The sequence below is a fragment of the Modicisalibacter sp. genome, assembly GCF_055145905.1.
The window spans coordinates 1-21,214 of the sequence record NZ_JBSREH010000029.1; the positions used below are offsets into that span (position 1 = coordinate 1).

Sequence of the window (21,214 nt, forward strand, 5' to 3'; positions counted from 1 at the left end):
TCGGCGCTGTATTGCCTGCGTTTCCTGCTCATGATCAGGTTCTCCTGTCGGAATGATCAGAGCTTAGCGCCTGGTCCGAATTTCGGGGTCCACTTCAGGTGTGGCTGTCCGAACAACCGCCCTCGTGTTTACCTGGTGGAGCTGATGACCGCCCCCCTTGAAGGGAGAAGATTCCCAATTTACCGAAGACCGGACAGGGAGACTTGCCCAGGCCGTGGCTCCCTGTGTGAATTCACTTCCCTGAGCATGCCAGCCAGGCGACCAATCGCTCGTTTCGGATATTGCGAATTTTGTTTATTTCGAATAGCCTGGCAAGTAACGCTAGAACACGAAACGGCAGCCAGCAGTAGCGGGCTGCGTGGAGGTCATGCCATGAACACCGCCACCCAAGATACAGTGCCCGACAACCTCGAGCTCACCCGTCTGGCCAGGGCCAGCGCCACCGAGCTCAGCCAGCTGCTCCGCGAGCGTCCCGAGAGTGACCGGGCGCATATCAAGCTGGATGGAGCAGACCTGGTGCTGCCCCGTCAGGCGCTGGTGCTGCTGCGTGACCTGCTGACCGAGATGGCCCAGGGCAATGCCGTGACTATCCTCCCGACCCATGCCGAGGTGACCACCCAGGAAGCCGCCAACATGCTCAATGTCTCGCGGCCGCATCTGGTCAAGCTGCTCGAGGAGGGCGTGATACCCTTTACCCGGGTGGGCACGCATCGCCGGATTCGCCTGCAGGATCTGCTGGCCTACAAGCGCCAGCAGGAGGAGGCCTCCGAGGCCGCCCTGCAGGAACTGGCCGACCAGGCTCAGGATCTGGGCATGGGCTACTGATGCGCTTCGTGGTCGTCTACGACGCCTGCGTGCTCTATCCCGCGCCCTTGCGGGACCTGCTGATGCGCCTGGCCACCACGGGGCTGTTCGCCGCACGCTGGACCGAGCAGATCCACGATGCGTGGACGCGCAACCTGCTCAAGAAGCGCCCCGAACTGGAGTTCGTCTCCTGAGCCACCGAAGTACTCAGAGTGGCGCAATCATCGCGTCAGCGATCACATTCTGACCACCCCAGGTTGAAGTTTGAAGTGGTCCAATTGGAGCCACGGCCCCGGCTGGCGCGGTTACTGGCGGGGCTGGGGGCATCAGGGTATCGACTTCGATGTTGCGCCCCCAGATACGCCCCCTTGCATGGGGACATGTCAAGAAGTGCCATGAAACGTCCAGACACAAGAAAGGGGCCCGGAGGCCCCTTCTCATGCGGTTTCTGAAGTTTTGTGGCACCTTCTGAAACCCTTGTTTGGTGGAGGCGGCGGGAATTGAACCCGCGTCCGCCGGCACTCGCCCATTGGCTCTACATGCTTAGTTCCGTCTTTTGTTTTAGCGTTACTAGCTCCGACGGGCAGGATCCAGCAACGCGAGCCTTCTTAAGTTTGACGATTGACGTGAAGGCGCCGCCAATCGCGATCCCATTACTTTGCGCTCATCTCCCGTCCACGATGAATGGGCACATCGCTTCGGGGCCAGGCTAACACCAGCAGGTTTTAAGCTGCCAGCGCGCCCTGAGCGTAGTTTTCGTCGTTTGCGACTATTTAATCGTGATGTTGGATTTACGAGATACATCACGCTCTCGGCATGCACCGCAGGGATTGCAACCGGCGTCGAAGCCATGTCGCCCCCGTTGAACTTTCGTACTCTAGCAGATGGGGACCCGGTCACGCCAGTTCAAGGGGCGCGATCAATTGTTTTCGCGCATGATCCGCGCCTTCTGGCGGTTCCAGTCGCGCTGCTTCTCGGTGGCGCGCTTGTCGTGGAGCTTCTTGCCCTGCACCAGCGCCAGCTCGCACTTGACGAGGTTCTTCTTCCAGTACAGCTTGAGCGGCACGCAGGTGTGGCCCTTGTCCTGGGTGCGCGAGAAGATCCTGGCGATCTCCTTGCGGTGCAGCAGCAGCTTGCGGGTCCGCGTCGGGTCGGCCAGCACGTGGGTACTGGCGGTGTTGAGCGGCGTGAAGTGACTGCCCAGCAGCCAGGCCTCGCCATCCTTGATCAGGATGTAGGTGTCGGTCAGCTGGGCCTTGCCGGCACGCAGACTCTTGACCTCCCAGCCAGCCAAGGCCAGGCCGGCCTCGAAGGTCTCTTCGATGTGATACTCGAAGCGTGCCTTCTTGTTCAGGGCGATGGTGTTGCCGCCCGGCTTGTTGGCTTTCTTTTTGGCCATGGGTCCTCTGTGTTCGCTGAGTCCTGTCGACAGCCCTCCAACATGGGGCAAGGCGTGTTACCATTCAAGGGCTTGGCGTGATGATTCCCATGATACGCGCAAGCCCGAGTCAAGTCAGCGGAGAGGTGCATGCCCACGGTCAATCGGTCCGCACTGGTGCGGCATTCCGCCCAGGCCATGTTCGATCTGGTCAACGATTTCGAGCGTTACCCGGAGTTTCTGCCCGGCTGCCGCCGCGCGCGGCTGATAGAGAGCGACCAGGAGCACCTGGTCGGCGAGCTGACCCTGGCCAAGGCCGGCGTCGAGCAGAGCTTCACCACCCGCAACGACCTCTATGCGCCCGAGCGCATCGAGCTGTCGCTGGTCAGCGGCCCGTTCCGGCGCCTGCAGGGCCAGTGGCTGTTCATGCCCATGGGCGAACAGGCCTGCAAGGTGGCGCTGGAGATGAACTTCGAGTTTTCCAACCGCCTGCTCGGCATGGCCTTCGGCAAGCTGTTCAGCCAGATGGCCGGGCAACTGGTGGAAGCGTTCACGCGCCGGGCCGACGAGGTCTACGGACGTGGCTGATGCCGTGCGGGTCGAGGTGGCCTTCGCCCTGCCTCAGCGCCAGGTGATCGTGCCGCTGACGCTGCCGCCGGGCACCTCGGCGCGCGAGGCGGTGCGACGGGCGCATCTCGAGAGCCACTTCGCCGACCTGCCGACCGAGACGTTTTCCGAGGCCGAACTGGGCATCTTCGGGCGGCGCCTCGACGCCCCCGAGCAGTACACGCTGACGAACGGCGACCGCGTCGAGCTCTATCGCCCTCTGCGCATCGATCCCAAGCAGGCGCGCCGGCTGCGCGCCGCCCGCAAGCGCTGATTCATTCGGCGGCGGGCGTGGCCCCCTCGACCGCCCCGGTCGCCGGCTCGCCGCCCTGCGGCACGCGGTTGGGCGTGGTGTCGAGCAGATTGCCGGGCAGGGCGTCTTCCTCGATGGCCGGCCCCGCACTCGACTCGGCCTTGAGCTCCACCTCCTTGTCGATGTCGCCGCTGGTGCGCATGTCGACCAGCCGATCGTCGGCGAAGGTCAGGGTCAGGCGCTTGTAGACCTTGCCGCCGTAGGCCTTGTCGAGCAGGAAGACGTAGTCCCACTGGCTGGCGCTGAACGGCGTCTCGAGCAGCGGGCTGCCCATCACGTACTGGACCTGCTTGCGGGTCATGCCCGGCTTGAGCTGGGCCAGCATTTCCTGAGTGATGAGATTGCCCTGTGGCAGGTCGCGCTTGTAGACGCCGAAGTAGCTGCAGCCGGCCAGCAGCCCCAGGGCGAGCGAAAAGATGACTATTTTGATCAGGTTTTGCATTTGGCCCCGTTCTTCACTATCGTTGCTCTGGCCGATCATACCCGACCCACCACGATACTGCGAAGAGTTACCATGGCCGATCAGAACCATGAGCTGCGCCGTGCAGGCCTGAAGGTCACCCTGCCGCGCGTGAAGATCCTGCAGATTCTCGAGCGATCGAAGGACATGGAAACCCACCTCAGCGCCGAGGACGTCTACAAGGCGCTGCTCGATGCCGGTGAGGATGTGGGTCTGGCCACGGTATACCGCGTTCTGACCCAGTTCGAGGCCGCCGGCCTGGTGGTGCGCCATCACTTCGACGGCGGCCACGCCCTGTTCGAGGTCTCCCAGGAGGAACACCACGACCACATGGTGTGCCTGGAAAGCGGCAAGATCGTCGAGTTCTTCGACGAGGCCATCGAGCGCCGCCAGCAGGAAATCGCCGAGGAACACGGCTACGAGCTGGTCGACCATGCCTTGGTGCTGTACGTGCGCCCCAAGGACGCCGAGGCCCCCCACCAGTAGGCAGCAGGCCGGCCATCCCCCGGCAGGTGGCGGGCCGCTCACGCGCGCTTGCCTTGATCCTCGCCGGGGCACCCCCACTGTCTATCCCGCTCGACCCCACCGATGACGGCCAAGCCGGTGTCACCGCGACAGATCCGTCCCCAGCAAATGCCCCAGCGCCTGCGTGTCACAGGCCGCGTGCGGCACCACGACACTCTCGAGATCCACCGCCCGGCAGCGCGGGCAGGGCTGCACGCCCCGCGAGCCGCGCCGCTCCACATAGACCAGCGCCTGACAGTGGCGGCACAGAAACAACGCCCGGCGTGATTCGATCATGACACCTCCCCCTGACACCATCCCTTGTTCATGCCGGTCTCGGCCGGCTTGATATCTTCAGTGTGTCAGGCCCCGTGCGGGCGTCGAGATGAAAACCGTGACGCCGGCGACATGAACCGAATCGACTTATTACCTGTCGCAGGACTGAGAAGGGTGGCTGCGTCGGCATGATCGACGCTCGCCCGGCGTTCAATGGCCCGGCGCGGATATGCCACACTGTTCCCGAACCGTCATGGAAGGAGTTCGCCATCATGCTCAAGAAAACGATCACCTGGCGTGAGGTGCCGGGCGCCGGCGACAGCGAGCCGCGTTACGAGGTCTACGACAGCGATACCGGCACCGTCATCGGCCTCTACGACAGCCGCGAGGCCGCCCAGGCCGAAGTGGAGTCCATGAACCAGTCCGATGTGGAAGGCCGGGGAAGCGGCCATCGCAAGCAGGAAGCCGATCCCGCCGGCGGCTGACGGCGAGTGGCCGGGCATTCCCCGGCCCTCTGGGGGCGATCAGGAGGCGGCACGTCCCGCCGTTTCGCGCCAGGGCGCCTTGCCCGCCGCCATGACCTTCTCGAGATCATCGCCGTGGCACTTGAAGGCCCGACAGTCGGCACAGCGAATCTCCTGTTCGCTGTCCGCGGGCATCGGCAGCAGGAAGCGCTCCCCGCCGCACACATTGCATTGCAGTTCCAGCGTTACCGTCAGCATGGTCATCCCTTTCCGTTGTTGATGTGTCGCGTCCCTGGGTACGGCGCAGTCGGCCGTCCATTCCCGCCAACCCGCCACGCGACGGGTTGAACTCGGCGGCCCTACGTACAAGAATTGTACAATATACAGCCAAACGGGCCCCTTCGCTATCGCCGCCAGTATCCCGACGCCCCGTGACAGGGCCGTGAAACCCGCGATCGTGGCTCGGGCCGAGGGGGCGGCGATGTTATCATCAGGGCCTGCTAATTCCACAAGACAAGAATGGCGAGACGCGCCACTTCACATGGAGGTTCGACGTGCTGAAACCATCCCTGCGTTCCTGGCTGGGGTACGGCCTGTGGCTGGCCCTGGTGCTGTTCACGCTACCGGCGCTGGCTCAACCAGCGGCGTCGGCATCCCCCGATGCCGACGCCGGTCCGGCCTACAGCACCCTGGCCGACCTGCTCGAGAATGATGCCTCGCGCCAGCAGCTGATCGAGGAACTGCGCCGCCTCGCCGACACCACCGGGGCCGCCGGGCAGGCGTCGGGAGCAGCGACAACCTCGCCCGCCGCGGCGCCCGAGAACGTCAGTCTGGCCCGGCATATCGCCGAGATGACCAGCGACATAGCCAGCGACGCCGGCACCCAGCTCCATAATCTGGGCCGGGCACTGATGGGCATTGTCTCGCCACAGGATCATGCCGGTCCGGGTATCGACCTGGCGGCGCTGAGCAGCGCGGCGATCAACCTGACCCTGGTGATCGTCGCCACCTTCGCGGTGTTCTTCCTGCTGCGCCGGCTGATGCATCCGCTGTTCGTGCGCATCAGCCACTGGTCCCAACAGGGCGAAGGCCGCAGCGCCCTGCTGCGCCTGGTGGTGGCCGTGGCCATCGCCGCGCTGGTCGACGTGGTGGTGATCGCCCTGGGCTATGTCGGCGGCAACCTGATCGCCACCTTCGCCATCGGCGAGAGCGGCAGCCTCTCCACCCAGGCCTCGCTGTTCCTCAACGCCTTCCTGGTCATCGAGCTGGTCAAGGCCGCCCTGCGCATGCTGCTGTCGTCGCACTACGACGGCCTGCGGCTGATTCCCACCAACGCCGCCACCGCCGCGCACTGGAACCGCTGGCTGGCCACGCTGACCGGCTTCGTCGGCTACGGCATGCTGGTGCTGGTGCCGATCGTCAACTTCAACCTGTCGCCGGCGCTGGGCAAGGGGATCGGCCTGCTGGTCATGATCCTGGCCTTCATCTATGCCACCACCATGGTGCTGCGCAATCGCCAGGCGATGCGCGAGGCGCTCGACGCCAAGGCCGAACAGGCCACCATGAGCCCCAGCCGGGTCGGCCTGCGGCTGCTCGGCCGGGTCTGGCACTGGCTGGCCATCGCCTACTGCCTGATGGTGCTGCTGGTGAGCATCGTGCGCCCCGAGTCCGCCCTGCCCGACGTCGCCATCGCCACCCTGCAGTCGCTGGTCATCGTCGGCGTGGGCCTGCTGATCTCGGGCAGCCTGACCCAGATCATCGGCCGGCGCATTACCCTCTCGGATGAACTGCGCCGCCGGCTGCCGCTGCTCGAGGTGCGTCTCAACGCCTACATTCCCACCTTCCTCAAGGTGATCCGCACCATCATCCTGGTCGTGGTGGCCATGCTGGTGCTCAATGCCTGGGGCGCCTTCGACCTGGCCGCCTGGTACGCCACCGAGGCGGGCCGCGGCATCGTCAGCAAGGTCATCGACGTCATCGTCATCCTCGCCGTCGCCGCGGCCGTGTGGATCGCCCTGGCCAGCCTGATCGAACATCGCCTCAATCCGGAAACCGGCAGCGGCGAGCCCTCGGCCCGCGCCAAGACCCTGCTCAGCCTGTTCCGCAACGCCCTGGCGATTGCCCTGGTTACCATGACGGCGATGATCGTGCTCGCCGAGATCGGCATCAACATCGGCCCGCTGATCGCCGGTGCCGGGGTGATCGGCCTGGCCATCGGTTTCGGCGCCCAGAAGCTGGTTCAGGACATCATCACCGGGGTATTCATCCAGGTGGAGAACGCCATGAACACCGGCGACGTGGTCACCGTGGGCGGCGTCACCGGCACCGCCGAGCGCCTGAGCATCCGCTCGGTGGGCATCCGCGACCTGGCCGGCACCTACCATATCGTGCCCTTCTCCAGCGTCGACACCGTCTCCAACTACATGCGCGAGTTCGGCAACCACGTCGGCGAGTACGGCATCGCCTACCGCGAGAGCATCGACGACGCCATCGCCCAGCTGGAACTGGCCTTCGAGGATCTCAAGGCCAGCGAGCACGGCAACAAGCTGCTGGCGCCGCTGACCGTGGCCGGCGTGACCGCCCTGGCCGACAGCTCGGTGAACATCCGGGTGGTGATCAAGACCACGCCGGGCGACCAGTGGGGCATCGGCCGGGCCTACAACCGCCTGGTCAAGCTGCGCTTCGACGCTGCCGGCATCGAGATCCCCTTCCCGCACACCACGCTGTATTTCGGCGAGGACAAGGACGGCAGCGCCCCGGCGGCCAACATCCGTCTGGTCGAGAATCGCCGCCAGGCCGCCGACACCACCCGCAGCGAGCCCGCGACCGACGACAACGCCCCGGTCTACCGGGTCAGCGATCCCTCGCACAAGAAGCCGGACGAGGACGACGTGGACTCGCCGCAGGAGCGTTGATCACGCCGACCCGGCCATCACATCGACCCAAAAAAGGGGCTGCCTTCGGGCCGCCCCTTTTCATTGTCCACCCGGTGTGGCGCGCCAGGTTACTGAGTGGTCACCAGCATCACCGCGCTGAGAATCGCGGTGACCCACATCGCCGGCTTGATCGCCGTCAGCCGCCCGGTACACAGCTTGATGATCACGAAGCTCAGGAAGCCGAAGGCGATCCCCAGAGTGATCGAATAGGTCAGTGGCATCAGGATGATCGCCAGGAAGGCGGGGAAGGCCTGGTCGAACTTCTCCCATTCGATCTGGCGTACCGGCGCCATCATGAACAGCCCGACCATTACCAGCGCCGGCGCGGTGGCGACCGCCGGCACCAGCGACAACAGCGGCGAAAGGAACAGAAACGGCAGGAACAGCAGGCCGATGACCACCGCCACCAGCCCGGTACGCCCGCCCTGGGCAACGCCGGCGCCGGACTCGATGAAGGTCTGGGCGGCGCTGGTGCCCAGCGGCGCGGCGATCATCGAGGCGAAGGCGTCCACGGTCATCGAGCGCTTGAGGTTGCGTGGATTGCCGTCCTCATCCTTGAGATCGGCGGACTCCGCCAGCGCCAGGAAGCACGACAGCGAATCGAAGAAGTTGGTGAACAGCATGACGAAGATGAACGGCAGGTAGCCCACCTTCAGCGCCCCCCACACATCGACCTGCAGCACGGCGCTGAAGTCCGGCCACGACGCCAGGCCGTTCCACTGCACCACGACGTCACCGCCCCACAGCCGCCCCATCGGCAGCGCCAGCAGGGTGGTGAAGGCAATCCCCAGGATCAGCGCGCCGTTGAGGCGCAGGATGGTGAAGATCGCCGTGGCCATCATGCCCAGGAAGAAGGTGATCAGCGCCGGGTCGAGATCGCCCAGCGAGACCAGCGTCGCCGGGTTGGCGACCACGAAGCCGGCGTTCTTGAAGCCGATGAAGGTGATGAACAGCCCGATGCCGCAGGTAATGGCGAAGCGCAGCGAATCGGGGATCGCCTCGATGATCGCCTTGCGGACGTTGAACATCGCCAGCACCGCGAACATCACCCCGGACCAGAACACGCAGCCCAGCGCCGTCTGCCAGGGCAGCCCCGCCCCCTGGACCAGGGTATAGGTGAACAGCGCGTTCATGCCCATCCCCGGCGCGACGAGAATCGGATTGCGCGCATAGAGCCCCATCGCCAGGCTGCTCATGAAGCTGATCATCACGGTGGCGGACAATGCCGCCGAGAACGGGATACCGGCATCGCTGAGGATCGCCGGGTTGACGACGATGATGTACATCCCCGCCAGAAAGGTGGCCAGGCCGGCCAGCAGTTCGGTCCTGAGCGTCGATCCACGACGCTCGATGTTGAAGTAGCGCACCAGGAAGGACGTGCGCCGCGAGTCGAGGGAACGAGACGCCTCGAGAGACGCCGAAGTGCCTTGTTGCATGGGTCGGGTTCCATTGTTGTTGTCGATCGGATGCAAGAGCGCCTTACAGCGTATGCGATATTTGACCATTTGGACAAACAAAGGGCACAGACTTTCGTATACAAACATCGCGACGATCTGGTGGCGGCCCACCCCGGGAATGACGAGGGCGCCCGGGCAAGGAGGGGGCTGAACAAAAAAGGGCGCCCACGAGGGGCGCCCAGGAGAGCAATTCGCGGTCGCGTCAGGGGTTCTGGTCGCTGGGCTGCGGCAGCGCCGGCAGCGACTTGTCGAGCAGCTCGACGCTCTGACGGTAGTAGAGCTGGCTCTTGTTGTGGTCGCCAAGGTTGGCGAACAGCCGCGCCAGCTCGGCGCACACCACGCCGCTGGGGCGCTGGCGCTGGCTGGCCTCGAAGTACTCCTGCGCCTTGCCCCAGTAGGCGTTGCGCAGCGACAGGCGCCCCAAGGTCAGCAGCAGGTCGGGGTCATTGGGCCGTTCCTGCAGCCACTTCTCGGCATAGGCTAGCTGGCGGCCGGCATCGACGTTGAGCAGGCCGTAACGCAGCACCAGACGGCTGTCCCAGTGCTCCTTGAGGGTCTGGCGCAGCAGGCGCTCGGCGATGCCCTCCTCCTTGCCGCGGACCAGGGCTTCGGTATACAGGCCGACCAGCTCCACGTCGCCGCGCAGGTAGTCGGGCATCTCCGCCCACAGGTTGCGCACCCGCTCGACATCGCCGGGCCGGCGGGCCGCCTGCAGGATCAGCTCGCGATAGGCGCGCTGCTCCATGTGGCGGCGCTCGTCGTCGCCGACCAGCTGCTGACGCGCCAGGCGCGGCATCAGGCGACGAATGCCGTCCCAGTCGTTGACGCTCAGGTAGGCCTGCTTGAGCAGCTTGAGCACCTGCGGATGATCGGGCAGCTGCTTTTCCAGGCGCGTCAGGGTGGCCAGCGCCTCCTCGAACTGCTGGCGGTCGAGCATCAGCTGCGCCTGGACCAGCCCCACGGCGGCATCCGAGCCCTCGGTGCTGAAATGAGCCCGCTTGAGCAGCGCGTCGGCCTGGTCGTGGCGCCCCTGGTAGTGAGCCGCCAGGGCCGCCGAGAGGTAGTTGACCAGCGGCGTGCTGGAGTCGTCCGCCGCCTTGGTCAGGGACTTCTCGGCCCGCTTCCAGCGGCCCTCGGCGAGCGCCACCAGACCGCGCACGGTGCGGCGCATGGCGTTGCGCTGACGGGTGCGGGTGTTCCACACCTTGAGCCGGCTGACCGGACGCCGCAGGCGCATCAGCAGGCGCAGCACGAAATGCAGCACCACGAACACGGCGAACAGCAGCACCAGGCCGAACCAGAACGAGGTCTGGAAGGAGGTATCACCCACGCGCACCAGCCAGTAGCCGGGCACCGACTGCATCAGCTGGCCGAACAGCGCACCGATCGCCAGGCCGAAGACGACGACGAGAATCAGTTTCCTCATGCCGCGCCGCTCCCGGCGTCATGACGACGCTCCATGAAATCGCGCAGCTTCTGCAGCGAGGCGCTGATGTCCGGCAGTTCCGGGCGAATGGTCTTGTCGCCGAGCGAGCCGAGCTGATCCAGCGCGCTGCTCACGCCCTGGTTGCCGGTGTCGTAGTAGCCCTGAATCAGCGAGCGCGCCTTGTCCAGGCTGGCGCGGTACAGCTTGGGATCGCTCTGCAGCAGGGCCAGCTGGGCCTGCTCGAGCTGGAGACGCACGTTCTGGCGCAGGTAGGACTCCTGCTCCGGCGTGATCAGCGCCTCGAGTGCCTGATCGTGCTTGCGCACCACCACCAGGTCCTTGAGCTCCTTGCCGAAGTGCACCAGTTGCTGCTGCCAGCCGCCCTTCACCGGCGAGGTGTCGCCGGCCTGAGCCGCCTGCTGCTGGATATCCTGTTCCAGCGGCAGCTTGGCCAGCTGCTCCTGCAGCGCCATCAGCGTCAGGTAGACACCGGTGCGGTCGATCTGCGGCACCGAGTTCAGTTCACCGAGCTCCGACTGGATGGCGCGACGCACCGGGGTCAGCGCCGGATTGTCGAGCTGGGCGAGGCGCTTGTCGGCGGTCTGCAGCAGCGAGACGGCGCCCTTCACGTCACGCTCGAGCTGCAGGCGCTGATTGGCCAGGCCCAGCAGGTATTCCACCTCGGCGAAGCGCCACTCGCTGGCGTCGGTCTGCTGCTTGCTGGCCAGCTGGGCCAGCACCTTGTCGAGGGTGGCGTTCATTTCCTGACGGTACTGCTGGAAGTCGTCGCGGATCGCCTGCACGGCCTGGCCGCGCTGGCTGTCGCGCTGCTCGAGCTGGCTGCGCAGATCATCGAGCCCCTGGCGGTTCTGCGACACCTGGTCGAGCGCACTCAGACGCTGCTGCTGTTGCTGAAGCTGCTGCCAGCCCCACCAGCCGCCGACGCCCACACCGGCCGCCAGCACCACCACCAGCGCCAGGGCGATGCCGCCGGCCTTGCCGCCGCTTCCGCCGCCCGAAGACCGCGCAGTACCGCCATTGCCGGTAGGCGGCGGCGTAGCCTTGCCGTTGCCGGCGGTCTTGCCGCTCTCGCCCTTCGCCGGGGTCTGTTTCGCGCCCTGCGATGAGCCGCTGGACTTGCCGCCCGATGCCTTGTCCGCGGCGGCTTTTCCGTTCGAGGCGCTCTTGGCGTTGTTCGTCTTGCCCGCGGCAGACGTGTTCGTCGAGGCCGGCTTCGTCGACGACGACGCGGCGGCCTTGTCGCGACCACGGTCGGACGAGGCCCGCTCGGCCTTGCCATTGCCCGGCGCGGCGGACGTGTCGCCGGACGGCTGGTCACCGCCGGCCGCCGTGTCCTTGCCCCCGCCGGACGGCGAACGCGGTTCGTCCTGATCGTGTTCTTGCTTGCTCATCTGTCGCTAGCCCTTTTCAAGATCATCATGATCGGCGCCATTGAGGTTGCAGACGTCGGCCACGGCGGCTGCCAGCGCGGCCGGCGAGGCGCCTTTCGCCATCACGGGGCGCAGGAAACCCAGGTTGTCGGCCAGTGTAGCCAAACGTCGACTGGAAACGATTAGCGGTTGGTTCAACGCTGCCTTGTGACACCATCCTGCCAGATGTTCGAGCAGTTCGCCGCTGGTCACAACCAGCGCCGCGAAATCCCCCTCGCGCAGTCGTGCCTGCATCGCCGGCTCGGGCGGCCGTAACTCGCGGCGATACAGCGCCAGCCGGGTGACCCGCGCCCCGCGCTGCGACAAGGTGTCGCCCAGGGTGGGCCGACCGCCCTCCCCGGCCGCCAGCAGCACCCGCTGGCCCTCGAGAGAAGCCAGCGAGGGCAGCGCCAGCAGTGCCTCACTGGTAGTGCCCGCCGCGGCCGGCGGCAGGTGGACGCGCACGCCGAGCTCGCGATGCAACACCTCGGCACTGCCGGCGCCGAGCGCATAGAAGCGCGGCCCCAGCGGCAGCTGTGGCCAGTAGCGGTCGAGCCCCTCGGCCAGGCAGCGGGCCGCGAACGGACTGACCACGATCACCCGGTCCATGTTGTCGAAATCGAGCCAGGCCTGGCGGGCCACCGGCGTCTCGGGCAGGGCCTCCAGGCGCATCGCCTCGAGCCTGACCGGTTCGGCGCCGCGCGCCTCGAGCGCCCGGGCCAGCGGCACCGCGCGCTCCCCCGGCCGGGTGATCAGCACACGCGGGCGTGCCGCCATCAGGGTTCGCCGTAGACCTGGGCCAGAATCTCGCCGGCGCCCTGGTCGAGCAGCTCCTCGGCGATGCGGATGCCGAGCGTTTCAGGCTCGGTGGCCGCGCCACGGCCCTCGGTACGCAGCACGCGAGTGCCGTCCGGGGTCCCCACCAGCGCACGCAGCCACAACGTACGTCCGTCGTCCTCGAGCACCGCGTGGCCGGCGATGGGCACCTGGCAGCCGCCCTCGAGGCGCGTGTTCATGGCCCGCTCGGCGCGCACCCGGGTGGCCGTCTCGGCATGGTCGAGCGGCGTCAGCAGCGCCAGCAAGTCCGGGTCATTGGTGCGGCATTCGATGCCCAGCGCGCCCTGGCCGCAGGCCGGCAGGCTGATCTCGGGCGGCAGCTCGCGGGTGATCCGCTCGCCGAGCCCCAGCCGGCGCAGCCCGGAGGTGGCGAGGATGATGGCGTCGAACTCGCCGGCATCCAGCTTGCCCAGGCGCGTCTGCACGTTGCCGCGCAGGTTGAGAATCTCGAGGTCGGGGCGTGCCTCGCGGATCTGCAGGCCGCGGCGCAGGCTGGAAGTGCCCACACGCGCCCCCTCGGGCAGGGCGTCGAGGTCGGTGTAGTCGTTGGAGACGAAGGCGTCGGTGGGCTCGGCCCCCTCGAGGATCACCGACAGCCCCAGCCCCTCGGGGAAGTGCATCGGAACGTCCTTCATCGAATGCACGGCGATATCGGCGCGGCCGTCGAGCATGGCGTCTTCCAGTTCCTTGACGAACAGCCCCTTGCCGCCGACCTTGGCCAGCGGCGCGTCGAGGATCTTGTCGCCCCGGGTGGTCATCGCTACCAGCTCGACGTCGAGCCCCGGGTGCAGCGCCTGGAGCCGCTCGCGCACATGTTCGGCCTGCCACAGGGCCAACCGGCTCTGGCGTGTGGCGATGCGAAGGGTCTGGATCGCGGGCACGGTGATCTCCCTGAAAGTCGGCATGATTCGGTGGGCAATGCGGCGGTCACGGCGGCACGCTCGGCGCCATGCCGTCACCTCGGCCCAAACTGTCATCATAAAGCAGTCGCGGGACAAGGAAAAATGCGCCGGGGCGAGCGGTCGCGCGCCGGGGTGATCGCGGCTTGCCGCCAGGTCAGCCCCGCGCCCGCTCCCCCGGCTTCGCCAGCCCGCGGGGCGCGCTCGCCAGGCGCGCTGACTCTGGTACACTCGGTGCCAGACTTTCACGCAATCAAGCAGGATCGCATCCCCGATGAGTCAGCAGACCAATCAATCCTGGGGGGGGCGCTTCAGCGAACCCACCGACGCCTTCGTCGAGCAGTTCACCGCCTCGGTGAACTTCGATCGCCGCCTCTTCCATCACGACATTCGCGGCTCGATCGCCCACGCGACCATGCTCGCGCGGGTCGGCGTGCTGACCCTCGACGAACGCGACGCGATCATCCAGGGCCTCGGCGAGATCGAGCGCGAGATCGAGGAGGGCGCCTTCCCCTGGTCGGTGGCGCTCGAGGACGTGCACATGAACATCGAGGCACGCCTGACCGAGAAGATCGGCATCACCGGCAAGAAGCTGCACACCGGGCGCTCGCGCAACGACCAGATCGCCACCGACATCCGCCTCTACCTGCGCGACGAGATCGACGCCATCGATGCCGAGCTGGCGCGCCTGCGTGACGGGCTGATCGAGCTGGCCACCCGCGAGGCGGACACCATCATGCCCGGCTTCACCCACCTGCAGACCGCCCAGCCGGTGACCTTCGGCCACCACCTGCTCGCCTGGCAGGAGATGGTGGCCCGCGACCACGAGCGCCTGCGCGACTGCCGCAAGCGGGTCAACGTCATGCCGCTGGGTGCCGCGGCACTGGCCGGCACCACCTACCCCATCGATCGCCACGTCACCGCCGAACTGCTGGGCTTCGAGCGTCCGGCCGAGAATTCGCTGGATGCGGTCTCGGATCGCGACTTCGCCATCGAGTTCGCCGCGCTGGCCAGCCTGCTGCTGATGCACCTGTCGCGGATGAGCGAGGAGCTGGTGCTGTGGACCAGCGCCCAGTTCGACTTCATCGACCTGCCGGATCGCTTCTGCACCGGCAGCTCGATCATGCCGCAGAAGAAGAACCCCGACGTGCCCGAACTGGTGCGCGGCAAGAGCGGCCGGGTCTACGGTCACCTGATGAGCCTGCTGACGCTGATGAAGTCCCAGCCGCTGGCCTACAACAAGGACAATCAGGAGGACAAGGAACCGCTGTTCGACACCCTCGACACCGTCAAGGGTTGCCTGCGCGCCTTCGCCGACATGATTCCGGCGATCGAGGCCAAGGCCGACAGCATGTACGAGGCGGCCCGCCGCGGTTTCTCCACCGCCACCGACCTGGCGGACTACTTGGTGCGCGCCGGGGTGGCCTTCCGCGACGCCCACGAGATCGTCGGCCAGTCGGTGGCCTACGGTATCGAGCAGGGCAAGGATCTCTCCGAGATGACCCTCGAGGAGCTGCGCCAGTTCTCGGACGCGATCGGCGAGGACGTCTTCGAGGTACTGACGCTGGAAGGCTCGGTGGCCGCGCGCAACCACATCGGCGGCACCGCGCCGGACCAGGTCCGCGCCGCCGCCCAGCGCGCCCGCGACGCCCTGAGCGCGCTCATGGAGGAGCGGGCGTGACGGCCCGGCGCCTGACCGCGGCACTGCCGGCGCTGCTGCTGGCCGCCGGGGTGCTGGCGGGCTGCGGCCAGAAGGGGCCGCTGTATCATCCCGGCGACGAGCAGGCCGCCCGGCAGTACGATCCGGCGGACGCCTACACCCCGGACGACGAGACCCAGGCACCGGACGCCGCTCCGGACTCCGGTGCATCGAGCGAACACAGCGGGACATAAGCAGCATGGATCATTTCGACTACCGTGACGGCCAGCTTCATGGCGAGGACGTGCCGCTGGCGACAATCGCCCAGCGCTTCGGCACACCCTGCTACGTCTACTCCCGGGCCACGCTGGAGCGTCACTTCCGCGCCTACAGCGAGGCGCTGGCCGGGCACCCGCACCTGATCTGCTACGCGGTGAAGGCCAACTCCAACCTGGCCGTGCTCGACGTGCTGGCGCGGCTCGGCGCCGGTTTCGACATCGTCTCGGTGGGCGAGCTAGAACGGGTGCTGGCCGCCGGCGGCGACCCGTCCCGGGTGGTGTTCTCCGGCGTCGCCAAGGAACGCCACGAGATGGCCCGCGCGCTGGAAGTGGGCATCAAGTGCTTCAACGTCGAGTCGCTGCCCGAGCTGGAGCGCCTCGACGAGGTCGCCGGCGAGTGCGGGACGATCGCGCCGGTGTCGCTGCGCGTCAATCCCGATGTCGACGCCCGCACCCATCCGTACATCTCCACCGGGCTCAAGGCCAACAAGTTCGGCATTCCCGTCGACGACGCGCCGGCAGTCTACGCCCGCGCCGCCGAGCTGCCCAACCTGCGGGTGGTGGGGCTGGACTGCCACATCGGCTCGCAGCTCACCGAGATCGCCCCGTTCCTGGACGCCCTCGACCGGCTGCTGGTGCTGCTCGAGCGGCTCGAGGCCCAGGGCATCACCATCGAGCACCTCGACCTGGGCGGCGGCCTGGGCGTTCCCTACCAGGGCGAACAGCCCCCGGCCCCGTTCGACTATGCCCGCGCCCTGCTCGAGCGCCTGGCCACCTGGAAGGAAGGCCGGGACCTGACCCTGCTGTTCGAGCCGGGGCGCTCCATCGCCGCCAACGCCGGCGTGCTGCTGACCCGCATCGAGTATCTCAAGCCCGGCGAGACCAAGCATTTCGCGATCGTCGACGCCGGCATGAACGACCTGATCCGCCCGGCGCTGTACCAGGCCTGGCAGGCGATCCTGCCGGTGGACACCCGCGCCCCCCGCGAGCGCGCCACCTACGACGTGGTCGGCCCGGTCTGCGAGACCGGCGACTTCCTGGGCAAGGATCGCGAGCTCGCCGTGGCGCCGGGCGACCTGCTGGCGGTACGCTCGGCCGGGGCCTACGGCTTCGTCATGGCCTCCAACTACAACAGCCGCCCGCGCCCGCCCGAGGTCATGGTCGACGGCGACCGCAGCCATCTGGTGCGGCGCCGCGAGACCCTCGAGGAGCTGTGGGCGGGCGAGGCACGACTGCCGGAGAATCGCTGATGCGGGTGTACTTCACCAAGATGCACGGCCTGGGCAACGACTTCATGGTGGTCGACCTGGTCACCCAGCGGGCACGCTTCGACGCCGAGCAGATCCGCCGGCTCGCCGATCGCCACTTCGGCATCGGCTTCGACCAGTTGCTGCTGGTCGAGCCGCCGCGCGACCCGGAGATGGACTTCCGCTACCGGATCTACAACGCCGACGGCAGCGAGGTGGAGAACTGCGGCAACGGCGCGCGCTGCTTCGCCCGCTTCGTGCGCGACCAGCAGCTGACCCACAAGCGCGAGATCCGCGTCGAGACCCTCGGCGGTCCGCTGACGCTGCTGGTCACCGAGGACGAGCGCGTGCAGGTCGACATGGGCGCCCCGCGCTTCGCCCCCGAGGCGCTGCCCTTCACGGCCGACGCCGACCGGGTGCTGCATGCCCTCGAGGTGGACGGCGAGCGTCTCGAGATCGGCGCGGTCTCCATGGGCAATCCCCACGCCGTGCTGCGGGTCGATGACGTCGACAGCGCACCGGTGGCCCGCCTGGGGCCCCGGATCGAGCATCACCCGCACTTCCCGCGCCAGGTCAACGTCGGCTTCATGCAGGTGGCCTCGCGCCACGAGATCCGCCTGCGCGTGCATGAGCGCGGCGCCGGCGAGACCCTGGCCTGTGGCACCGGCGCCTGTGCCGCCGTGGCCAGCGGCATCCGCCAGGGCCTGCTGGAGAGCCCCGTGACGGTACACCTGCCGGGCGGGTCGCTGACCATCGAGTGGGCCGGCGATGAAACGGCGCCACTGCTCATGACCGGGCCCGCCGAGCGCGTGTTCGACGGCCGCGTGAACCTGCGCTGATCCTGCGCGGCAGGATCGCAACGCCCCGACTTTCCGCGAAACTGACGAGGACGCCACCCATGCCTCCCGCGAAAGCGCCCGAACCCCGGCAGACCCTCGACCCCGATATGGTGGCGCAGTGGCTGGCCCGTCACCCCGACTTCTTCGTCGGCCGCGAGGGTCTGCTGCAGCAGCTCAAGGTGCCGCACCCCGACGCCCGTAACGGGGCCGTCTCGCTGCTCCAGCGGCTGGTGCTCGACCTGCGCGAGCGGGCCGAAGGTGCCGAGCGCCGTCTCGAGCAGCTGCTCGATTCGGCCCGCCACAACGAGTCGCAGTACCGGCGGACCCGTGAGCTGATCCTGGCGCTGCTCGAGGCCGAGGACAGCGACGCCCTGGGCGAGACCCTGGCCACCCAGCTGGCCGAACGCTTTCGCACCCAGGCCGTGGCGCTGTGGTGCGCCCCCTCGCTCACCGACTGCGACCCCGCACCGCCGCAGCCGCCGCGCTTCGTGCTCGACGAGGCCAGCGGTGCCCGCCTGGCGGCGCTGCTCGACGGCCGGGCCAGTCGCTGCCGGCGCCTCTCGCGTACCGACTGGAAGCGCCTGCTGCCGCATATCGACCCGCCCTCGCAGGCCGGCTCCTGTGCCGTCACCCGGCTGACGCTGGGCGAGCCGCAGGGTTACCTGATCCTCGCCAGCCATGACGCCGAGCACTTCCGCGCCAGTCTGGACACCCTGTTCACCGAGTACCTCGGCGAGGTCGTCACGCGACTGATGGTGGCCCATGCCCGCCCCGACTGACGACCTGGACGCCGCCGTCGAGGACTTCCTGCAGGCCCTGGCGCGGGAGGCCAGCCCGGCCACGGTGGACGCCTACCGGCGCGACCTGGCGGCGCTGACCGCCTTCGTCCGCGAGGCCGGGCTCGCCGACTGGGCCGAGCTGGATCGTGACCAGATCCGCCGCTTCCTGGGCCGCGAGCGCGCCCGCGGCCTGGCGCCACGCAGCCTGGCCCGGCGCCGGGCGGCACTGTCGCGCTTTACCCGCAGCCTGCACGATCAGGGTGTCCTGACCCACGACCCGGTCCGCCTGACGCGCACGCCCCGCGCCCCCGCGTCCCTGCCCCGGCCGCTGGACGTCGATCAGCTGTCGCGTTTCCTCGACACCCCGCACGACGGCTCGCCGCTGGCGTGCCGCGACCAGGCGATGTGCGAGCTGTTCTACTCCAGCGGCCTGCGTCTGGCCGAGCTGGCCGGCCTCGATCTCGACCACCTTGCCGCGCATCGCGTGCGCGTGCTCGGCAAGGGCGCCAAGCCCCGTCAGGTGCCAGTGGGGCAGCGCGCCGCCCAGGCCCTGGACGCGTGGCTGGCAGCCCGCCCGGCCCTGGCGGCGGCCGGCGAACCGGCGCTGTTCGTCGGCCGCCGCGGCGCCCGCCTGGGGCACCGCGCCATCCAGCAGCGCCTGTCGCGGCTCGCCGTCGAACGCGGTCTGCCGGAACACCTGCACCCGCACCGCTTGCGCCACTCGTTCGCCAGCCATCTGCTCGAGTCCAGCCAGGACCTGCGGGCCGTTCAGGAACTGCTCGGTCACGCCAACCTGTCGACCACCCAGATCTATACCCGGCTGGACTGGCAGCACCTGGCCGGCGTCTACGATGCCGCCCACCCCCGAGCGCGCCGGCGCACGCCGGATGCCGACGACCAACAGCCGGACTGATCCCGCAAGGAGCCCCGCCGATGCGCCCCATCACCGCCCTGACCTTCGACCTGGACGATACCTTCTGGGACAACGCGCCGGTCATGGCGCGCACCGAAACCGGCCACTACGACTGGCTGCACGAGCGCGTCGGCCATGCCGGGCATTTCCCGCTGGAGGAGTACCAGCGCCGCCGGCTGGCCTTCGCCGAGCGCCACCCCGTGCGCCGTGGCGACTTCACCTGGGTGCGTCGCGAGACGCTGCGCGAGATGCTTGTCGAGTTCGGCCTGGAGGCGGCCGACGCGGCGCACTGGGCCGAGGCCGCCATCGAGCGGATGCTGGCCCTGCGCCACGAGATCGAGGTGTTCGAGGAGGTGCCGGCGATGCTCGACGCGCTGGGGCAACGCTACCGGCTCGGCGCGATCACCAACGGCAATGTGGACCTGACGCGCCTGGCGATCGGTCGCCATTTTCCGGTGATCATCAACGCCGGCGAGAGCCTGGCGCCCAAGCCCGATGCCCGCCCCTTCCTCGCGGCGCTGGCGCGACTCGGCCCGGTGCCGCCCTCGCAGGGCCTGCATGTCGGCGATTCCTGGCGTGAGGACGTGCTGCCGGCGCGGCGGCTGGGCATGCGGGTGGCCTGGATCGACAAGGATGACGAGCGTCCGGCGGCGCTGCCCGAGGGCGTGTATCGCCTGGGGCATATCCGCGAGCTGCCGGCGTTGCTGGAAAGACTGGAAGGCTGACGACGCGGCTTTTCCGGCGCCCGTCTGCCCGGGCGCCGGCGTATCCCGCTCTCAGGTTTCGACGGCGTCGAGCAGCCAGGCGTCGAGCCGGGCCTCCAGGGTATCCAGTCCCTGGCGCTTGAGCGACGAGAACAGCTGGATGCTGACCAGGTCCTCCCACTCGCGCAGCTGCGAGCGCACCTTGGCCAGTGCGTTCTTCGCCGCGCCGGGCTTGAGCTTGTCGGCCTTGGTCAGCAGGATGTGCACCGGCATGTCCTGCTCGTCGGCCCAGCCCAGCATCATCTCGTCGAACTCGCTAAGCGGATGGCGCACGTCCATCAGCAGCACCACCCCCTGCAACGAACCGCGCCGCTGCAGGTAATCGGCCAGGTGACGCTGCCACTCGCGCTTGACCGCTTCCGGCACCTTGGCGTAGCCGTACCCCGGCAGGTCAACCAGTCGGCAAGCCTCGTCGCCGCCGAGACTGAAGAAGTTGATCAGCTGGGTGCGCCCCGGTGTCCGGGAGGTCCGGGCCAGCGCCTTCTGCCGGGCGAGGGTGTTGATGGCGCTCGACTTGCCGGCGTTGGAACGGCCGGCGAAGGCCACCTCGCGACCCTCGTCGGCCGGGCACTGGCCGAGCGTGGGGGCGCTGGTCATGAAATGGGCGGTCTGGTAGTTGAGACGGGTCACGGCTTGCCTCGTCGGGCTGGGCGGAAATCGGCTTGACCGGCGATTGTAGCACTCCCGTCCGGCGGCTGTGAGCCTCGCACCCGGCTAGCCAAGGCCATCGCCGTTGGCTCTGACGAGGGCGCCAGGGGCAGGTTGGAGAGGGGGTTTTTGGCCATGGCCGGAAAAATGTTCCTTTCCATATCCGGCATTCCCGCCATCCATGGCGGTCAGATAGCCCAAGTAGCGCCCAGGGAGGGGTCTATAGCGCCCCTCGGAAACCTGCCGACGGATCAGCCCGAGTCATGTTGCAGCTATCTACGATTGCCCCACCCGACGGCATCACCGGAACCTCCGCG

The 21,214-nt window shown here is 67.8% G+C and carries 24 protein-coding genes and 1 other RNA gene; 14 read left to right on the top strand and 11 right to left on the bottom strand.

All coding sequences use genetic code 11. The annotated features are described in order from the left end of the window. Window positions 1-372: 372 nt before the first annotated feature. Window positions 373-825 carry a helix-turn-helix domain-containing protein gene (locus ACTCB7_RS09470; RefSeq protein WP_224416317.1) on the top strand — a complete coding sequence of 151 codons (453 nt, stop codon included), beginning with the start codon at window positions 373-375 and terminating at the stop codon, window positions 823-825. Next, on the top strand, window positions 825-998 hold the full coding sequence (locus tag ACTCB7_RS09475) for a hypothetical protein (RefSeq protein WP_463006472.1): 174 nt from the start codon (window positions 825-827) through the stop codon (window positions 996-998). The genes ACTCB7_RS09470 and ACTCB7_RS09475 overlap by 1 nt, the downstream gene beginning before the upstream one ends. Window positions 999-1,286: 288 nt before the next feature. Here ACTCB7_RS09475 and ssrA read toward each other — a convergent pair. Then, window positions 1,287-1,665, bottom strand: a transfer-messenger RNA (tmRNA) gene (gene ssrA / locus ACTCB7_RS09480). Between the two features lie 58 nt (window positions 1,666-1,723). Beyond that, window positions 1,724-2,203 (bottom strand): SsrA-binding protein SmpB, encoded by a 480-nt coding sequence (smpB, locus tag ACTCB7_RS09485; protein ID WP_224416315.1) that lies wholly within the window; start codon window positions 2,201-2,203, stop codon window positions 1,724-1,726. Window positions 2,204-2,332: 129 nt separating this feature from the next. On the opposite strand from smpB, the gene ACTCB7_RS09490 reads away from it, so the two are divergent. Both ACTCB7_RS09490 and ACTCB7_RS09495 read left to right on the top strand, forming a co-directional pair. Further along, window positions 2,333-2,770 carry a type II toxin-antitoxin system RatA family toxin gene (locus ACTCB7_RS09490; RefSeq protein WP_463006473.1) on the top strand — a complete coding sequence of 146 codons (438 nt, stop codon included), beginning with the start codon at window positions 2,333-2,335 and terminating at the stop codon, window positions 2,768-2,770. Beyond that, window positions 2,763-3,062, top strand: coding sequence for an RnfH family protein (locus ACTCB7_RS09495; protein ID WP_463006474.1), 300 nt, complete (start codon window positions 2,763-2,765; stop codon window positions 3,060-3,062). Before ACTCB7_RS09490 ends, ACTCB7_RS09495 begins: the two co-directional genes overlap by 8 nt. Before the next feature lies 1 nt (window position 3,063). Here ACTCB7_RS09495 and ACTCB7_RS09500 read toward each other — a convergent pair whose 3' ends face one another. Beyond that, window positions 3,064-3,543, bottom strand: coding sequence for an outer membrane protein assembly factor BamE (locus ACTCB7_RS09500; RefSeq protein WP_463006475.1), 480 nt, complete (start codon window positions 3,541-3,543; stop codon window positions 3,064-3,066). Window positions 3,544-3,615: 72 nt separating this feature from the next. Between ACTCB7_RS09500 and fur the strand changes: the two genes are divergently transcribed. Further along, window positions 3,616-4,047 carry a ferric iron uptake transcriptional regulator gene (gene fur, locus ACTCB7_RS09505; RefSeq protein ID WP_463006476.1) on the top strand — a complete coding sequence of 144 codons (432 nt, stop codon included), beginning with the start codon at window positions 3,616-3,618 and terminating at the stop codon, window positions 4,045-4,047. A gap of 120 nt (window positions 4,048-4,167) precedes the next feature. Here fur and ACTCB7_RS09510 read toward each other — a convergent pair whose 3' ends face one another. Continuing rightward, the gene (locus ACTCB7_RS09510; RefSeq protein WP_463006477.1) at window positions 4,168-4,362 is read right to left on the bottom strand and encodes a hypothetical protein; all 195 of its coding nucleotides are present in this window, start codon (window positions 4,360-4,362) and stop codon (window positions 4,168-4,170) included. A gap of 251 nt (window positions 4,363-4,613) precedes the next feature. Here ACTCB7_RS09510 and ACTCB7_RS09515 point away from each other — a divergent pair, with 251 nt between their 5' ends. Beyond that, window positions 4,614-4,826 (top strand): hypothetical protein, encoded by a 213-nt coding sequence (locus ACTCB7_RS09515; protein ID WP_463006478.1) that lies wholly within the window; start codon window positions 4,614-4,616, stop codon window positions 4,824-4,826. A gap of 39 nt (window positions 4,827-4,865) precedes the next feature. Here ACTCB7_RS09515 and ACTCB7_RS09520 read toward each other — a convergent pair whose 3' ends face one another. After that, window positions 4,866-5,063 (bottom strand): hypothetical protein, encoded by a 198-nt coding sequence (locus ACTCB7_RS09520; RefSeq protein ID WP_463006479.1) that lies wholly within the window; start codon window positions 5,061-5,063, stop codon window positions 4,866-4,868. Window positions 5,064-5,362: 299 nt separating this feature from the next. On the opposite strand from ACTCB7_RS09520, the gene ybiO reads away from it, so the two are divergent. Then, window positions 5,363-7,720: a mechanosensitive channel protein gene (gene ybiO / locus ACTCB7_RS09525; protein WP_463006519.1), complete on the top strand. Its 2,358-nt coding sequence runs from the start codon at window positions 5,363-5,365 to the stop codon at window positions 7,718-7,720. A gap of 89 nt (window positions 7,721-7,809) precedes the next feature. Here the strand turns inward: ybiO and ACTCB7_RS09530 are convergent, their stop codons facing one another. The 5 genes from ACTCB7_RS09530 to hemC all read right to left on the bottom strand — a co-directional run bounded on the left by ACTCB7_RS09530 (window position 7,810) and on the right by hemC (window position 13,796). Further along, window positions 7,810-9,177, bottom strand: coding sequence for an NCS2 family permease (locus ACTCB7_RS09530; protein WP_463006480.1), 1,368 nt, complete (start codon window positions 9,175-9,177; stop codon window positions 7,810-7,812). A 223-nt stretch (window positions 9,178-9,400) separates the two neighbouring features. Beyond that, a complete protein-coding gene (locus tag ACTCB7_RS09535) occupies window positions 9,401-10,624 on the bottom strand; it encodes a heme biosynthesis HemY N-terminal domain-containing protein (protein ID WP_463006481.1) in 1,224 nt (407 codons plus the stop codon). Next, window positions 10,621-12,036: a uroporphyrinogen-III C-methyltransferase gene (locus ACTCB7_RS09540; RefSeq protein ID WP_224420242.1), complete on the bottom strand. Its 1,416-nt coding sequence runs from the start codon at window positions 12,034-12,036 to the stop codon at window positions 10,621-10,623. Before ACTCB7_RS09540 ends, ACTCB7_RS09535 begins: the two co-directional genes overlap by 4 nt. Before the next feature lie 6 nt (window positions 12,037-12,042). After that, window positions 12,043-12,831 carry a uroporphyrinogen-III synthase gene (locus tag ACTCB7_RS09545; RefSeq protein ID WP_463006482.1) on the bottom strand — a complete coding sequence of 263 codons (789 nt, stop codon included), beginning with the start codon at window positions 12,829-12,831 and terminating at the stop codon, window positions 12,043-12,045. Further along, window positions 12,831-13,796 (bottom strand): hydroxymethylbilane synthase, encoded by a 966-nt coding sequence (gene hemC / locus ACTCB7_RS09550; RefSeq protein ID WP_463006483.1) that lies wholly within the window; start codon window positions 13,794-13,796, stop codon window positions 12,831-12,833. The genes ACTCB7_RS09545 and hemC overlap by 1 nt, the downstream gene beginning before the upstream one ends. 268 nt (window positions 13,797-14,064) lie before the next feature. On the opposite strand from hemC, the gene argH reads away from it, so the two are divergent. From argH to ACTCB7_RS09585, 7 genes are read left to right on the top strand one after another with little or no spacing between them, the layout of a single operon-like run. Next, window positions 14,065-15,471 carry an argininosuccinate lyase gene (gene argH / locus ACTCB7_RS09555; protein ID WP_463006484.1) on the top strand — a complete coding sequence of 469 codons (1,407 nt, stop codon included), beginning with the start codon at window positions 14,065-14,067 and terminating at the stop codon, window positions 15,469-15,471. Next, entirely contained in the window at window positions 15,468-15,683 is a 216-nt protein-coding gene (gene lptM / locus ACTCB7_RS09560; protein WP_463006485.1) for an LPS translocon maturation chaperone LptM, read from the top strand. Before argH ends, lptM begins: the two co-directional genes overlap by 4 nt. Before the next feature lie 5 nt (window positions 15,684-15,688). Beyond that, entirely contained in the window at window positions 15,689-16,957 is a 1,269-nt protein-coding gene (gene lysA, locus ACTCB7_RS09565) for a diaminopimelate decarboxylase (RefSeq protein ID WP_463006486.1), read from the top strand. Beyond that, window positions 16,957-17,793, top strand: coding sequence for a diaminopimelate epimerase (gene dapF, locus ACTCB7_RS09570; protein WP_463006487.1), 837 nt, complete (start codon window positions 16,957-16,959; stop codon window positions 17,791-17,793). Before lysA ends, dapF begins: the two co-directional genes overlap by 1 nt. A gap of 59 nt (window positions 17,794-17,852) precedes the next feature. Then, window positions 17,853-18,572, top strand: coding sequence for a DUF484 family protein (locus ACTCB7_RS09575; RefSeq protein WP_463006488.1), 720 nt, complete (start codon window positions 17,853-17,855; stop codon window positions 18,570-18,572). Further along, entirely contained in the window at window positions 18,556-19,485 is a 930-nt protein-coding gene (locus tag ACTCB7_RS09580) for a tyrosine recombinase XerC (RefSeq protein WP_463006489.1), read from the top strand. Before ACTCB7_RS09575 ends, ACTCB7_RS09580 begins: the two co-directional genes overlap by 17 nt. Window positions 19,486-19,505: 20 nt before the next feature. Then, a complete protein-coding gene (locus tag ACTCB7_RS09585) occupies window positions 19,506-20,210 on the top strand; it encodes an HAD family hydrolase (RefSeq protein WP_224416300.1) in 705 nt (234 codons plus the stop codon). Between the two features lie 51 nt (window positions 20,211-20,261). Here ACTCB7_RS09585 and yihA read toward each other — a convergent pair whose 3' ends face one another. After that, window positions 20,262-20,846 (bottom strand): ribosome biogenesis GTP-binding protein YihA/YsxC, encoded by a 585-nt coding sequence (gene yihA / locus ACTCB7_RS09590; RefSeq protein ID WP_463006520.1) that lies wholly within the window; start codon window positions 20,844-20,846, stop codon window positions 20,262-20,264. Between the last annotated feature and the right edge of the window lie 368 nt (window positions 20,847-21,214).

Bases quoted from the DNA above. Each gene is read 5' to 3' on its own strand.
- ACTCB7_RS09500 (WP_463006475.1), bottom strand. From the start codon at position 3,543: ATGCAAAACCTGATCAAAATAGTCATCTTTTCGCTCGCCCTGGGGCTG.
- ACTCB7_RS09530 (WP_463006480.1), bottom strand. From the start codon at position 9,177: ATGCAACAAGGCACTTCGGCGTCTCTCGAGGCGTCTCGTTCCCTCGAC.
- dapF (WP_463006487.1), top strand. From the start codon at position 16,957: ATGCGGGTGTACTTCACCAAGATGCACGGCCTGGGCAACGACTTCATG.
- ACTCB7_RS09475 (WP_463006472.1), top strand. From the start codon at position 825: ATGCGCTTCGTGGTCGTCTACGACGCCTGCGTGCTCTATCCCGCGCCC.
- ACTCB7_RS09535 (WP_463006481.1), bottom strand. From the start codon at position 10,624: ATGAGGAAACTGATTCTCGTCGTCGTCTTCGGCCTGGCGATCGGTGCG.
- ACTCB7_RS09545 (WP_463006482.1), bottom strand. From the start codon at position 12,831: ATGGCGGCACGCCCGCGTGTGCTGATCACCCGGCCGGGGGAGCGCGCG.
- hemC (WP_463006483.1), bottom strand. From the start codon at position 13,796: ATGCCGACTTTCAGGGAGATCACCGTGCCCGCGATCCAGACCCTTCGC.
- ACTCB7_RS09520 (WP_463006479.1), bottom strand. From the start codon at position 5,063: ATGCTGACGGTAACGCTGGAACTGCAATGCAATGTGTGCGGCGGGGAG.
- lysA (WP_463006486.1), top strand. From the start codon at position 15,689: ATGGATCATTTCGACTACCGTGACGGCCAGCTTCATGGCGAGGACGTG.
- ACTCB7_RS09510 (WP_463006477.1), bottom strand. From the start codon at position 4,362: ATGATCGAATCACGCCGGGCGTTGTTTCTGTGCCGCCACTGTCAGGCG.
- ACTCB7_RS09575 (WP_463006488.1), top strand. From the start codon at position 17,853: ATGCCTCCCGCGAAAGCGCCCGAACCCCGGCAGACCCTCGACCCCGAT.
- ACTCB7_RS09585 (WP_224416300.1), top strand. From the start codon at position 19,506: ATGCGCCCCATCACCGCCCTGACCTTCGACCTGGACGATACCTTCTGG.
- ACTCB7_RS09490 (WP_463006473.1), top strand. From the start codon at position 2,333: ATGCCCACGGTCAATCGGTCCGCACTGGTGCGGCATTCCGCCCAGGCC.
- yihA (WP_463006520.1), bottom strand. From the start codon at position 20,846: ATGACCAGCGCCCCCACGCTCGGCCAGTGCCCGGCCGACGAGGGTCGC.
- argH (WP_463006484.1), top strand. From the start codon at position 14,065: ATGAGTCAGCAGACCAATCAATCCTGGGGGGGGCGCTTCAGCGAACCC.
- ACTCB7_RS09515 (WP_463006478.1), top strand. From the start codon at position 4,614: ATGCTCAAGAAAACGATCACCTGGCGTGAGGTGCCGGGCGCCGGCGAC.
- ACTCB7_RS09470 (WP_224416317.1), top strand. From the start codon at position 373: ATGAACACCGCCACCCAAGATACAGTGCCCGACAACCTCGAGCTCACC.
- ACTCB7_RS09540 (WP_224420242.1), bottom strand. From the start codon at position 12,036: ATGAGCAAGCAAGAACACGATCAGGACGAACCGCGTTCGCCGTCCGGC.
- smpB (WP_224416315.1), bottom strand. From the start codon at position 2,203: ATGGCCAAAAAGAAAGCCAACAAGCCGGGCGGCAACACCATCGCCCTG.
- fur (WP_463006476.1), top strand. From the start codon at position 3,616: ATGGCCGATCAGAACCATGAGCTGCGCCGTGCAGGCCTGAAGGTCACC.
- ACTCB7_RS09580 (WP_463006489.1), top strand. From the start codon at position 18,556: ATGCCCGCCCCGACTGACGACCTGGACGCCGCCGTCGAGGACTTCCTG.